The organism is Ruegeria sp. CDSA221, from assembly GCF_059611825.1.
Genome location: NZ_JBXWPK010000013.1, coordinates 35,545 through 48,251 on the forward strand (window position 1 = coordinate 35,545; position 12,707 = coordinate 48,251).

General features: G+C 54.4%; 12 protein-coding genes. 6 read left to right on the plus strand and 6 right to left on the minus strand.

Going from position 1 to position 12,707, the window contains the following annotated elements:
* Nucleotides 1–140 precede the first annotated feature (140 nt).
* From AC2FJ5_RS16945 to AC2FJ5_RS16960, 4 genes are all read right to left on the minus strand, one after another.
* A complete protein-coding gene (locus AC2FJ5_RS16945; RefSeq protein ID WP_496703449.1) occupies nt 141–860 on the minus strand; it encodes an alpha/beta fold hydrolase in 720 nt (239 codons plus the stop codon).
* Nucleotides 857–2,398: an ABC transporter permease gene (locus tag AC2FJ5_RS16950; protein WP_142639703.1), complete on the minus strand. Its 1,542-nt coding sequence runs from the start codon at nt 2,396–2,398 to the stop codon at nt 857–859. The genes AC2FJ5_RS16945 and AC2FJ5_RS16950 overlap by 4 nt, the downstream gene beginning before the upstream one ends.
* On the minus strand, nt 2,395–3,450 hold the full coding sequence (locus AC2FJ5_RS16955) for a quaternary amine ABC transporter ATP-binding protein (RefSeq protein ID WP_496794111.1): 1,056 nt from the start codon (nt 3,448–3,450) through the stop codon (nt 2,395–2,397). The genes AC2FJ5_RS16950 and AC2FJ5_RS16955 overlap by 4 nt, the downstream gene beginning before the upstream one ends.
* Nucleotides 3,451–3,517: 67 nt before the next feature.
* Nucleotides 3,518–4,483 carry an ABC transporter substrate-binding protein gene (locus AC2FJ5_RS16960; protein ID WP_496794112.1) on the minus strand — a complete coding sequence of 322 codons (966 nt, stop codon included), beginning with the start codon at nt 4,481–4,483 and terminating at the stop codon, nt 3,518–3,520.
* A gap of 255 nt (nt 4,484–4,738) precedes the next feature.
* Here AC2FJ5_RS16960 and AC2FJ5_RS16965 point away from each other — a divergent pair, with 255 nt between their 5' ends.
* Nucleotides 4,739–5,638 carry a LysR family transcriptional regulator gene (locus AC2FJ5_RS16965; protein ID WP_496794114.1) on the plus strand — a complete coding sequence of 300 codons (900 nt, stop codon included), beginning with the start codon at nt 4,739–4,741 and terminating at the stop codon, nt 5,636–5,638.
* Nucleotides 5,639–5,699: 61 nt separating this feature from the next.
* On the opposite strand, the gene cuyB is transcribed toward AC2FJ5_RS16965, so the two are convergent.
* Both cuyB and cuyA read right to left on the minus strand, forming a co-directional pair.
* Nucleotides 5,700–6,401 (minus strand): cysteate racemase, encoded by a 702-nt coding sequence (cuyB, locus tag AC2FJ5_RS16970; protein ID WP_496794115.1) that lies wholly within the window; start codon nt 6,399–6,401, stop codon nt 5,700–5,702.
* Nucleotides 6,402–6,404: 3 nt separating this feature from the next.
* A complete protein-coding gene (gene cuyA, locus AC2FJ5_RS16975; protein ID WP_496794116.1) occupies nt 6,405–7,418 on the minus strand; it encodes a D-cysteate sulfo-lyase in 1,014 nt (337 codons plus the stop codon).
* Between the two features lie 122 nt (nt 7,419–7,540).
* Between cuyA and AC2FJ5_RS16980 the strand changes: the two genes are divergently transcribed.
* The 5 genes from AC2FJ5_RS16980 to AC2FJ5_RS17000 all read left to right on the plus strand — a co-directional run bounded on the left by AC2FJ5_RS16980 (nt 7,541) and on the right by AC2FJ5_RS17000 (nt 12,013).
* The gene (locus tag AC2FJ5_RS16980) at nt 7,541–8,428 is read left to right on the plus strand and encodes a LysR family transcriptional regulator (RefSeq protein ID WP_496708985.1); all 888 of its coding nucleotides are present in this window, start codon (nt 7,541–7,543) and stop codon (nt 8,426–8,428) included.
* Nucleotides 8,429–9,369: 941 nt separating this feature from the next.
* Nucleotides 9,370–10,653: a tyrosine-type recombinase/integrase gene (locus AC2FJ5_RS16985; protein WP_496691935.1), complete on the plus strand. Its 1,284-nt coding sequence runs from the start codon at nt 9,370–9,372 to the stop codon at nt 10,651–10,653.
* Nucleotides 10,650–11,285, plus strand: a complete 636-nt coding sequence (locus tag AC2FJ5_RS16990) for a hypothetical protein (protein WP_496691934.1) — start codon at nt 10,650–10,652, stop codon at nt 11,283–11,285. Before AC2FJ5_RS16985 ends, AC2FJ5_RS16990 begins: the two co-directional genes overlap by 4 nt.
* 81 nt (nt 11,286–11,366) lie before the next feature.
* On the plus strand, nt 11,367–11,558 hold the full coding sequence (locus AC2FJ5_RS16995) for a helix-turn-helix transcriptional regulator (RefSeq protein ID WP_496691933.1): 192 nt from the start codon (nt 11,367–11,369) through the stop codon (nt 11,556–11,558).
* Between the two features lie 212 nt (nt 11,559–11,770).
* The gene (locus AC2FJ5_RS17000; protein ID WP_496691932.1) at nt 11,771–12,013 is read left to right on the plus strand and encodes a hypothetical protein; all 243 of its coding nucleotides are present in this window, start codon (nt 11,771–11,773) and stop codon (nt 12,011–12,013) included.
* Nucleotides 12,014–12,707 lie beyond the last annotated feature (694 nt).

The window sequence follows — 12,707 nt, forward strand, 5'->3', positions numbered from 1 at the left end:
GCGGATTACTGAAATACAGCGTTGCAAACCGGCGTTTGCTGCCCGTGCATACCCATTCGCAGCAAAATCTACACTATCCGGGAAAGACCGGTATTGGTCACGACAGCGGTCGTTCTAACATTTTGGCTGCAGACAAGCTGTCAGGCGGTACAAAAATCTCGCAGTATCGAATTAAAGAGCCCCGGCTTCTCTAAATGCGTCGCGTGAGCACATCCAGGTATCACCGCGAGGTTGGCGTCGGGAATTGATTGCCACAATTGTTCGGTTTGGCTCCATGGATAGGTCCGATCCCGGTCACCCCAAATCACCAACGTACGGGTCATGATATCCGCCAAATGTTTGGCGCCGCTCCAACTTTCCATTGCGTCGAGCCCAATTAGCATGGTTTGCAGGCTGCATTGTTCTGCAATCATAGCACAGTCCTCATAGGCCGCAGCTTTTCCCCGATCAAGAAACCAGGTTGCCGCAATACGTCTGGCCGTGGCTCTTGGTCCTTCTGTATTGGCCCGATGCTTTGAGGTGTCGATTGTCTCAAACCGGCCGGGTAAAATGCCGATTGTTCCGGTTCCGTACAGCACCAACTGGTCGATGCGGTCGGGTGCACGGGCAACCATTTCCTGAACGATCATCCCGCCCATTGAATGGCCGATCAGGATAAACCGCTCAATCCCACGCGCGCTTAATTCTCTCAGCGCCCACTCGGCAAAGCCCGCAATACTGGCGGGGGCCTCGAGATGTGCGTTTTCACCAAATCCTGGTAGATCCAGGGCCACGACATTGAAACCGGCCAGAGCATCGACTTGCCCCAACCAATGCCGACTGCCGCCCAAAAATCCATGGACGAATACGACAGGTGTCATTTGCGCCCACCCTGTACAATGCGATCAAGGATCATGGCGCAGAAAAGGATCGCAAACCCGGCGAGGATGCCTTGGCCCACATTGGCATATTGCAACGCTTCCAGCACGTCCTCACCCAGCCCCTTGGCGCCAATCAGCGAGGCCACGACGACCATCGCCAGCGACAACATAATCGTCTGGTTGATCCCCGCGCGGATCGATGGGCTTGCTAATGGAAGATCTACCTTAGTGAGCAAGTACCACTTATTGGCACCGAAACTAATAGCTGCTTCGCGCACGCTTTCTGGTACACCACGCAGACCAAGAACGGTCAATCGTACCACCGGTGTGCCGCCAAAAATCATCGTGACCACAACCGCCGCTGGCTTTCCAACGCCGAAGAACGCAATCACAGGCACCATGAACACGAAGGCTGGCATGGTTTGCATGAAATCCATGATCGGCTGGATAAACGCATAGAACCGTGGGCGACGGGCAGCAAACATGCCGAGCGGAATTCCGATAACAATCGACAGACACGCCGCTGTCCCCAACAAGGCCAGCGTCGTCATGGCACCTTCCCAGAAACCCAGCAGACCCATATAGGCCAGAAATGCGCCCGAATAGATCGCCGTGCTGATGCCCGCTGTCAGCCAGGTCAGCAGAATAATCAAGCTCGCAATCACGATCCATGGCGTCTGAACCAGTATGACCTCTAGCGCATCCAACAGAGTGCGGATGCCGAATGTCAGCCCATCAAAGAAGGTCTCGCTGTTGCGTACGCACCAGGCGATGAAATCTTCTACCCAAGTGATACTGGTCAGGCGGATGTTTGGGTCTGTCGGAAAATGGCTAAGCAGTGAAAAGCGCCCTGGGAAGCTGTAATGCAACATTGCCGCGGCGACGATTAACGCCATGAAGATTGCGCTGAACACGATCTGCGACACCGGCATGGCCGAACGGATCGAACGATCCGATAGCCACTCCGAGAAACGCGCCTCAAGCGCCCAGTTCGCCACCTGTGACTGTATGAATTTGATGATGATCAGTATGATCAGGCCGGTTAGAATGATGTAAGGACCTTCAGCTGCCATCGCCTCGGCCTCGGCACGGATACCCCCTATGTTTTCTTCAAGCGAGTCCACCGTTCGCTGATAGACATCGATCTTGTCCGAATTGTTTTCGATAGCCGCCGCCAATTGCTGACGGCGCAGTTCAAGCGTCCCTTCAATCGATGCAATACGCTCCATTGCCTCGGCTGCCAGATCGCCGAACAACCCTCGCGCAATCTGCACAAAGGCTATTGTTTCGAGGATCAGAAATGGTAACGCCCATGACCACAGACCTCGCGCACCGAACCAGACCGGACCAAACAATCCGGCCATCAGATTGAAAGTTGGTGTAAAGCGGGACGATGCACCAATCTTGTCGAAATTACGGATGTAGTAGTCAGGGCTGGTGCGCACAAATGTGCGAATGTTTTCACGCCGCTCTTCGGCATAGGCAAGGGCCGCTTCGCTTTCGGTATCTTCCAGCGGGTTCACATCAGAAATGCTCATGACACTTCGGTCCCTTCGATCACGGTGCGCAACAGATCGGCACGGGTTATGACGCCAACATCCACGCCGCCGTCCTCCACAAGGATTGCGCTACTGTTGTCGATCGCCAGATTGATCAGCGTGCTCAGATTTTCGTCTTCATTCACGCGCGGGGCATCCGACGGTAGCGGTCCATGGGCCGCAATATGTTCTGGAATTGGCCGCATGACCGCATGGGCGCGCACCACTTTGAGGCGCGAAATACCTGCAACGAAATCAGCCACATAGTCATCAGCGGGGTTCATGACGATGTCTTCGGCTGTCCCGATCTGCACCACCTTGCCGTCCCGCATGATGGCGATCCGATTGCCGATGCGGACGGCTTCATCAAGGTCATGGGTAATGAAGATTGTAGTCTTCTTGAGAATCTTGCTCAGCCGGATGAATTCATCCTGCAATTGTCGCCGGATCAGCGGATCAAGGGCCGAAAACGGTTCATCCATCAAAAGCACGTCGGGGTTGGCGGCCAAAGCGCGGGCCAGACCCACACGTTGTTGCATGCCACCGGACAGCTCGTGTGCGAACTTTGACCCCCAGGCGCCCAGTTCGACAATATCGAGAATAGCAGCAGCCTGACGCATGCGTTCATTCTTGCTGACCTGTCGGATTTCCAGTGGCATTGCCACGTTATCCAACACCGACCGATGCGGCATCAGCGCAAAGTTCTGAAACACCATACCTATTTTGTTGTTGCGAAACTGCTGAAGCTCTTTTGGCCCCAAGGCCATGACATCAGTTCCTTCGATTTCGATCTTACCAGCTGTCGGCTCCAGCAGTCGGTTGAAATGGCGAACCAGGGTGGATTTACCGCTGCCTGACAGACCCATGATGCAAAAAATCTCACCCCGGTTTACCGACAGGCTGACATCAGCGACGCCGACAACACAGTTGTATTCGGCCAGCACTTGGGACTTTTCCAACCCGCGGTCGCGGATCGCCTGCAGCGCCACCTCGGGTCTGCCTCCGAAAATTTTCCAGACATTCGAAATTTCGATAACGGTGTGGTCGCTCATAGGTCCTCCAGAGATCTGCTTTTGGGTGGCGCCAGCAGATGCCGCCACCCTGTTTCTGGAAGTGGGATCAGAGACCCAGCCAAGCGTCGACGCGATCCGGGTTCGCATCGACCCATTCGCGGGCAACCTCTGCCGGATCGCGACCTTTGCCGCTGATTTCATAGGCGAAACCGCTGACATCATCTGCAGTCAATGCGAAATTCGCGAAGAAATCTGCAATCGCAGGTGAGCGGTCTGGCAACGTATTAGACCATGCGATCTGGACGTTCTTCAGGGCGTCTTTGGTGGCTACACTGGATTTGCTATACCAATCCGGATCGTCCGATGGCTGCACCATCACGTATTTTGCCGGGTCGAACGTCGGCTCGCTCAGCATTTGAACGTCGAACATGTACCAGACCGCGTGTGGCTTGTAGCAATAGAAGGCATAGCCCTCGCCTTTGGCGATGCTGTCTTTAATACGCGCGGTCTTCACGCTTTCTTCTGCACGCACGGGCTCGATGAAATCAAGCAGACCGTAGTCGCGCGTTTTCACCTCGTTCACATTAGCCGAAGCCCAGCCTGGGGCGCCAATCCACATCTCACCCTTGCCGTTGCCATCGCTGTCCATCAGGGCGGCGACATCTGGGCGGCCCAGATCAGCTATGTCAGTGATATTGTTGGCCTCACCAAAATCCTTGCTGACGCAAAAACCCTGATTGCCTTCGTAGGGGTTCGAGGACAATGTTACCGTACCGGCCTCGTCGACATATTTCTTGGTAAAGCTCTCCTGATTGGGCAGCCACACATCTGGATGCACGTCGATGTCACCTTTGCCCTGATCCATGGCTTGAAAGATGGTTGCATTGTTACCGGGCACATATTCAACCGTCCCGCCGATGCGCGTTTCAACAACGGCACCCAGAAGATGAGCGATTGCCTGCGCCCCGGTCCAAGACGGCACACCGATTTTAACCTCTTCCGCCGCGAATGCGGGCATCGCATAGATACCTACCGCCGCTGCCATACCAAATGCCTTTAGCTTGTTTCTCATGATAGTCTCCTCTGTTGAATTGCGCCGTATTTTGGCGTCGTTTTTTTTTAGTCAATCTCATTCACATCACTCGGCGGTGTCGTACAAAGTCGTCTCGGGCTGCGACTTCGGACGGAAGGGGAAAAGGGGGACAAACCGCCAGGCCCTAGCTTAAAGTCTAGAGCATGAGGTTTTCTGAGGGCCAATTCGAACATTTCATCAAACTATTCCCGTAATGCATAGTTTTGAGTATGCTCGACCAATGCTTCCTTGGAAATGCAGGTACACACATTGGATTTGAATTGGCTGCGCGACTTTGAATGCCTCGCCCGGACACTGAACTTCACCCGAGCCTCCGATGAACGTAACATCACACAATCCGCATTCAGTCGTAGAATCAAAGCGTTGGAGAGCTGGGTCGGGCTGCCTCTGGTCAATCGCGCCACCTATCCTGTTCAATTGACAGAAGCAGGTCAACAATTCTTACCGGTCGCGCTGGCGGCGATCTCACAACTGTCAGAATCCCGTCAATCGCTGCGGGATGCCGATCGTGGGGATAGCCGTTTCATCCGGTTTTCGGTCCTCCACACGATCGCGGTTAATTTTTTGGCAAGTCGCATCGAAGAGTTGCAGATGCAAATTCCCGATCTGCGCACTCGAGTATTGTCCGATTCCCTAAGCACCTGCTGTGACCTGTTGGTCGAGGGCGCAGTGGACATTCTTTTGTGTTACAATCACCACTCGGTTTCACCGATGATTGATGAAACCGCATTTGAGCGAAAAGACCTGTTAAAGGATCGTCTGGTGCCAGTGGCTACAGCTGATTCAGTGCGTGCCATGGGTTGGAGTCTCGCAGAGCAGGATGGCCCACCCATCCCCTATCTGGCATATGACCGTTCTTCGTTTTTGGGCATGGTTGTAGAAAATACCATAGACCGCAAACCCCTGAACGCCGAGACGATTTATGTTGATAGTCTGGTTGAGACAATCAAGAGACGCCTGATTACCGGAAGCGGCTTTGCCTGGATGCCCGAAACCGCGATTTCGCCAGAGCTGGACGCAGGATTGCTGGTGCCAATCGGCGATGACGCGTGGTGTGCCACCTTGACGATTTCCGCATTTGCCAATCCGGCGACCTTTGATCAGACAGCGCAACAGCTTTGGGACCAATTATGAACAAAGGTATCTGTTGACTTACAGATTGCCTCCGAACGCTGTGGCGCACTTATTCAATCGCCTAAACTTGCCCTGCGTGGGAAAATTCGACAATCGCCTGGACAAGCAGGTCAATCGTATCAATGGCATTGACCTCGGCCGCAACACTATCAGCGATGAGCGAGAATTCTGAGCAAGCCACAAGCTGCAGGTCGGCCCCTGCGGCAACAAGTTCTTTCGAGGCAACTCTTAGTGTTTCGCGCGCCTCTTCGCACGGACCGTCGGTCTTAATTTTCCGGATCGCTGCAAGCATCTTTTCATCACCTGCGGACCAAACCACCGACAGCCCGCGCCTGTGCAACGCTGTCTCGAATAGCTGCGTATGTCGTACGGCGGGCGAGGCAAGCATCCCGACACATCCCCCTGATCCGAGCGTCCCAGCCGCATGATCAGCCGTCAGTTCGACCACGTTCAGCAAGGGTATTTCCACGGAGTCCGTAATCGCCTTGGCATAGTGATGGGCGGTGTTGCACGGCATCGCCAGCGCCAAGGCTCCAGCATCTTCAAGCCGACGCGCCATAGCGGCAAGCGTCGGCCCCGGATCCTCGCCGACGCCCTCGAGCAGATGACTAACCCGCGACGGCACCTGCGGGTTCATGTCGATCAACAAAGGTATGTGGTCTTGGTCATCAGTTGCGGGTACGGCCGCCACCAGCTTGCGCTGGAGGAGGATCGTCGCTTCGGGGCCCATACCGCCAAGAATTCCAACCGGGCGCAGTGTCATGGCTCAGACAGTCACCCAGCGGTTTTGATGATCAAAGGCAAAATCATACCCCCCAAGGGCTGCGGCGCCCCCGGTGTGCAGGAACACAATCCGTTCGCCATTGAACTCACCCTTGCGGGCAAGATCAATCAGACCGGCCGCGCCCTTGGCGGAATAGCACGGATCGAGGAGGATGCCTTCGAGCTCTGCAAACATCTGGATCGCCTCTATGCCGCTTTTCGTGGGCAGGCCATAACCCTCGCCGACATAGTCAGTATTGGCCTTCACGTCTTCGCGCTTGACCACACCTGCGCAGCCCAGTTTTTTAGCGGTTTTGCAGGCGAGGTCAAAAACCATCTGTTCTTGCTTGGGCTGAGGCGCCCTTGTGCCGATGCCCAGAACGGGCACCTGCGCATTCATGGCACACATGCCCGTCACCAATCCGGCCTGCGTTCCTGAAGAACCGGTTGCATGCACCAATCTGTCAATTTGCAAACCACAGTTATTTGCTTGTGCCAACAGTTCGAAGGCCGCGTTAACATAGCCAAGTGCGCCGGTCGGGTTCGATCCGCCGCCAGGAATGACATAGACATTGTGCCCTTCCGCGCGCTTCTTCTCGGCTGCTTTTTCCATCTCACCCGGCATGTCATGGCCGCCGGGAAACTTCTCGGTGGTTGCGCCATGCAAATGGTCTAGCAGGACGTTACCGTTCGTATTGTAGTTTCCATTTTGGTAACCGGTGCGATCCTCCAAAAGGATGTGACAGGCAAGCCCCAGCTTGGCGGCAAATGCAGCCGTCTGCCGACCGTGGTTGGTTTGCGTGGCCCCTTGGGTCATCACCATGTCGGCACCCTGCGCCTCGGCCTCAGCCATTAGGAATTCAAGCTTGCGGGTCTTGTTGCCACCGGTCGACATACCAGTGCAATCATCGCGTTTGATCCATATTTCGACCCCCAGCTCTTTTGACAATCGAGTCATGTGTTCGAGCGGTGTTGGAAGATGGGCAAGATGCAGGCGGGGAAAACGGGCAAGGTGCATGTCATGGTTCCTAATATTTGCTTTTGTCAAGTTACTACGCGCTGAGGCACATTCCTAATTCGAACTTCGGTACATAAATTGCGGGAATTGCATGTTGTCACGAACTGCACTATCGATCCGCCATGCGTCTTGAGTGGATCGATGATATATTGGCCGTGCTTGATAGCGGCTCTCTCGCCCGCGCCGCTGAAAAGCGATTGCTGACGCAATCTGCGTTTACTCGGCGGGTGCGGCTTATCGAAGACAACATCGGCGCAACGCTGTTTGATCGCCGCCGCAAGCCAGTCTCTTTGATGCCAGGCGTGCGGGAACTGGAATTTGAATTACGTGAACTCAGCACCCGGCTGCAGAGGCTTCGACACACCTTAAAGACAGCGAGTGATCAGACAGGCAAATCGCTGTCTTTTGTTTGCCAACACGCGCTTACCACGACAATTTCACCCGAAATTGTTCGCGTTTTAACTGAAGCTGGCGAAATCTCGGTTCGTGTTCGTTCAGGAAATCAAGACGAGTGCCTGATGCATCTGATTTCAAAAGAAGTTGATTTTGCCATCATGTACGCGGTGCCTGATGACAGTATTCAAGAACCCGTTAACGCGTTTGAAACCAAAACACTCGGGATGGATACTTTGATTCCAGTCTGTGCGCCTACTGTGCGCACGCAAGTGACGGAAGACGTAATTCCTACAATCAGCTACCCGCCCGAAGTCTTTCTCGGGCAGGTCTATTCCAGAATGATTGCGCCGCGATTACCTGAAGGTAAAACCGCAGTACCCAGGGCTGAAACCGCACTTACGTTGGCCATACTACAATACGCCTTGAATGAAATCGGCATCGCGTGGTTGCCCCGCTCTCTAGTGGCGACCCACCTTTCTGAGGGCGCGCTTGTGTGTATTGACGACGTGCTGCCCACACAGCTTCTGGCAATCAGGGTAGTCCGCTTGGCAGAATCTCAGCCAGATCACGCAGAGCAAATATGGAAACAACTTGAAGACATTTTAAGTTTCTAGTTTTCCCGCTGCACTCTCTATCCCAAATGGCAAGCCGCCCCTAATCAGAAGGGCATGATTTTCCCTTACACACCCTTCGCCAGACCGAAAAAAACAAAGCCCACACGCAAAACGCTTCGTTATCGCAAAAAACTGCTACATCCTAAGCACCTGATCCTGGCAGCAGTCGTCTCTCGAACGTGCCCAGCTGCCAAAGAAGCGATACAAGCGAGTGGCCACTTTGACTGTTGTGGTTTTTGAAATTCGAATACGCGGCGAACGTCTGCTTCCCGCCCATTTTTTAGAAAAACAACGTGTTCTGGCGCAAAGAGTTACGGCGCAGCCCACACCGTCGCACTTGTCTTGGGGCCAGCGGGAATTGGACTAGCCAAACGCCCCTGGCCATCAGGGGAAAGACGCTGCCTTCCCCCTCGGGCAACCCTATTAGACAGAACCGTGTCCTCGGCTGTGCCTGCGGGCCGCGCCACCCCCGTCGAATAGCATTGCCTCGCCTCCATCCGCGTTCGCCACGTGGCAGATCAGCAGGAACAGGCGGCTTCGGCGTCTGATCTGCAAATCAGCCCTGATTTTCCCAAAAGGAAGTCAGATCAAACCAAACTGTCTGCGGGAGTCTGAGATGGAGGCGGCGTGTTAGTTGATGACGCAAAGATCAAATTCAACTGATGTCCAACTTTGGGGGCGCCTTCTGATGTCGAACGTTCACTGCTTTTCTGGTCCAACTATGACGGTTGGGTCAGGTTCGTGTGACGTTCAACAGGAAACCAGTGGCGGACCGAGGAACCGCCCCTGCCCCGCTTCCACCTGTATCAATCAAGCGCCTTATATACTGTTAAATATGATAAAATTCGAAAATGATGAAATAACTAGTTGCAATAAGAAACGTGCAATGTCATTTTTTATGGCAGGTATAATGGCAGGTGAATTTAAACGAGAATGGAACTATGCCTAAGAAGGCCCAAGAATTATCTGCCTTAGAGGTGAAACGGCTCACTCATCCCGGCCACGGAAACAACGCGACTTTCGCCGTTGGTGGCGTTGACGGTCTGCTTATGCAAATCACCCCTTCCGGCGCGCGTTCGTGGTTGCTCAGATGTACCGTTGGCGACAAACGGCGTCACTTGGGCCTAGGCGGTTTTCCCGATGTGACGCTTGCAAAAGCTCGGGAGCTGGCGCGCGAGGCTCGCCAGATGATACGGGATGGCATCGACCCGGTAGAGCATCGCAAGGCCAACAGAGCGGCACTGATAGCGGCACAGAAACGCGGCATGACATTCTCTCAGGCAATGGAAAAGTTTCTGGTCGGCAAGCTGGAAGAGTTTGAGAACCAGAAGCACAAGAAGCAGTGGCGCGCGACACTGGACAAATACGCGGTTCCCGCTGTGGGGAAAATGCTGGTGGCAGATATCCAAGTTCCAGACGTTCAGCGAATACTTGAGCCGATTTGGCTGACCAAGAATGAAACCGCCGCTCGGTTGCGCGGAAGAGTTGAGGCCGTTTTGGCTTGGGCAACGGTTGCAGGGCATCGCACCGGGGATAATCCGGCAAGGTGGAAGAACAACTTAGACGCCGTTCTGCCGAAGCCTTCCAAAGTGGCAAAGGTAGAACATCACCCTGCCCTTGTTATTGATGATGTCGCCGATTGGTTCAGAGACGTTCAGTCGCGTTCCGGCTTCGCAACTCGGGCACTTGAATTCATGGCAATGACTTCCACCAGGTCCGGTGAAATACGTGGGGCGGTTTGGTCCGAGTTCGACTTAGACCAAGCCCTGTGGATCGTGCCTGCAGCGCGAATGAAGATGCGCAACGAACATCGGGTTCCTTTAACCCGCGAGGCGGTAGATCTGCTGCGCAATCTCGACCGAATGGGAGGCAGCGAGTTTGTGTTTCCCGCCGCACGTGGCGGGATGCTTTCAGACGCCGCGTTGTCAGCCTGCATGAAGCGGATACACGCTGCAAAGCCTGACAAGTACCTAGACAGGCGCTCCGGTCGTCCTGCGGTTCCCCACGGCCTGCGCAGCACGTTCCGGGATTGGGCAGCGGAAAGGACAGAATACCCGAGTGACATGGCAGAAATTGCGCTTGCGCACTCGGTTGGATCAGAAGTTGAGCGCGCCTATCGGCGGGGCGACATGATAGAAAAACGGCGCGGAATGATGGCAGCATGGGGGCGCTTTTTGCGCGATGAAATCGGAGACAAGGTGGTGCCGATGGAGGCCGGGAGATGAGCGCTGAATTGAGGTACAGTGAACACCTTTCTTTGGTTGAGTACCGGATTGCGGCTTTAGATGAGATCGACATTGAGGCAATGGCTTGGGACTATGGCGAGCCAACCCTAGACAGAGAGAGAAAAGACATTGAGGCAATCCGCAATGCGCTGCAGAAAATAGATAGTCTGAAAATAACAGGTAGTTATTTCGAAGAGCGGGAACGCCTTAAGACACTTTTGCCGCCAATTTCATCTACGCGAAAGGAGTTGATAGCACGTTTTGAAGCCGGAGAATTTTCGCCATTTACGAACTTATTGCAGGGTATGAAAAGCCCAAACCCCGAGCAGCGCGCGCGCTTCCAGAAGCTTTATGAAGACGGAGAGTTCGAAGACAAGACACCTCGCGAAATCTGGCACTTTCTGGTTTGCCTCGAAAAAGCAAAGAAACCGAAAGGCCGACCCGGTGTCACGCCGCCGTGGCGGAATGTGGTTGAGCAGTTGGATCGCATGAGGTTGTTAACCGCAGGCGGCCTGTCGATTCCCCAAGCAGCGTCAGATGTTGCAAGCAGCGAGAAAGGTCACGGGACAGAAGAAAGCCGGTCGAACCGATATGAGAAGCTATATCGGCAAAGACTTGCCTTGAGGGATTAAAACCAACTCAGTTTTAATACCTTTGAGGTCAACGGTTTTAGCCCTTTATTTGAATGGCACCAGTAACAATCAGGTGCCAACATGACCACCACTTACCTTTCTGACATAGACGTTGCGAAACGATACAACATCGCCCGCCCTACTGTCTGGCGCTGGCATCGTGAGCAGCCTGATTTCCCCCGTGTAGTACGGCTGACACCTGGCTGCGCGCGTTGGAAATTGTCTGAACTGGAAGCTTGGGAACAGTCTCAAGCCGAAGGTGCAGCAGCATAAAAAACCCCACCAGCGGCGGTCGCGGGCGGGGTTTCGAATTTAGAGGCTTTGCGGGCTTCTCTGATACGGAAATTACCACTCTGCGCCGTCAAAGGCAAACCTTTGAGGCAAAAGCAATGCAGAAACTTCAAGTCAAACTTCTAATGCGCCTTCACGGGCTTACTGAGGCCCAAGCCAGCGCGTTGGCCCTCCTGATATGGGGAGGCTGAATGATGGCCGAAAAGCGAAAACTGACCCGGCAGGAACGGTGGCGACTGCGCAATCCCAAGAAAGTGTGGGCGCACGTTGCGACGGCTTCGGCACTGCGACGCGGTCTGATCCATCGCAAACCCTGCGAGATCTGCGGCGAAGAAAAAACCGAAGCCCACCACCACGATTATGACCGGCCACTTCTGGTGCAATGGCTTTGCCGCAAGCATCACAAACAGGCCCACAAGAAACCGGGGAAATCATGACCAGGACGCGTGAAGGCAACGAACACTGGACGAAGTTGATCCGGCAACACATGGAGTGTCCCGCTTGGCGGGCGCTCTCTCTGCCAGCGCAAGCAATCTATCCCTGGCTCAAGCTTGAGTGGAAAGGCCCTCAGAGGAACAACAACGGCAAGATTGAATTGTCCCTACGCCAAATCGCAAACCGGGCCGGGTGCAATGTCAAAACAGCAATGCGGGCTTCTCATGATCTGCAACGTAAGGGGTGGATCGTGGTCACGCGCCCCGCAAACCTCGGGTTAGCGGGCCATGCTCGGACACATCAAATCGAACTGACCGAAATCACCTGCCTACCCAATGACAGGCCAAGGGCGCTGTACCTGAAGTGGCGTAAGGGCGCTGATTTTCCGGTTGTTGAGGTCAGAACGAACAACCCCGAGGGCAAGAATGGGATTCAAAACCCTGTGCCCTCTAAGGGCATGACACGTTCCCTAAAAGGGCACGAACAGAATAACCACGTTCCCTCTAAGGGCACAGGACGTTCCCTAAAAGGGCACGAACAGCCCCTAATCGACCCCTCCGACGTTCCCTCTAAGGGCACATCCTTAACTACCAGGGGTATGGGACAAAGACATGGCTGAACTAAGCGCAGAGCAGACTGGAAGCGCGGTGCCCCCAAAAGGCACAAGCGCGCCCCAGACTGCGGGGGTGGACGATC

Coding starts and splice junctions, on each gene's coding strand:
- AC2FJ5_RS16980 (WP_496708985.1), top strand. CDS start 7,541: ATGCGTCTTGAGTGGATCGATGATATATTGGCCGTGCTTGATAGCGGC.
- AC2FJ5_RS17000 (WP_496691932.1), top strand. CDS start 11,771: ATGGCCGAAAAGCGAAAACTGACCCGGCAGGAACGGTGGCGACTGCGC.
- AC2FJ5_RS16985 (WP_496691935.1), top strand. CDS start 9,370: ATGCCTAAGAAGGCCCAAGAATTATCTGCCTTAGAGGTGAAACGGCTC.
- cuyA (WP_496794116.1), bottom strand. CDS start 7,418: ATGCACCTTGCCCGTTTTCCCCGCCTGCATCTTGCCCATCTTCCAACA.
- AC2FJ5_RS16945 (WP_496703449.1), bottom strand. CDS start 860: ATGACACCTGTCGTATTCGTCCATGGATTTTTGGGCGGCAGTCGGCAT.
- AC2FJ5_RS16955 (WP_496794111.1), bottom strand. CDS start 3,450: ATGAGCGACCACACCGTTATCGAAATTTCGAATGTCTGGAAAATTTTC.
- cuyB (WP_496794115.1), bottom strand. CDS start 6,401: ATGACACTGCGCCCGGTTGGAATTCTTGGCGGTATGGGCCCCGAAGCG.
- AC2FJ5_RS16965 (WP_496794114.1), top strand. CDS start 4,739: ATGCAGGTACACACATTGGATTTGAATTGGCTGCGCGACTTTGAATGC.
- AC2FJ5_RS16960 (WP_496794112.1), bottom strand. CDS start 4,483: ATGAGAAACAAGCTAAAGGCATTTGGTATGGCAGCGGCGGTAGGTATC.
- AC2FJ5_RS16990 (WP_496691934.1), top strand. CDS start 10,650: ATGAGCGCTGAATTGAGGTACAGTGAACACCTTTCTTTGGTTGAGTAC.
- AC2FJ5_RS16950 (WP_142639703.1), bottom strand. CDS start 2,398: ATGAGCATTTCTGATGTGAACCCGCTGGAAGATACCGAAAGCGAAGCG.
- AC2FJ5_RS16995 (WP_496691933.1), top strand. CDS start 11,367: ATGACCACCACTTACCTTTCTGACATAGACGTTGCGAAACGATACAAC.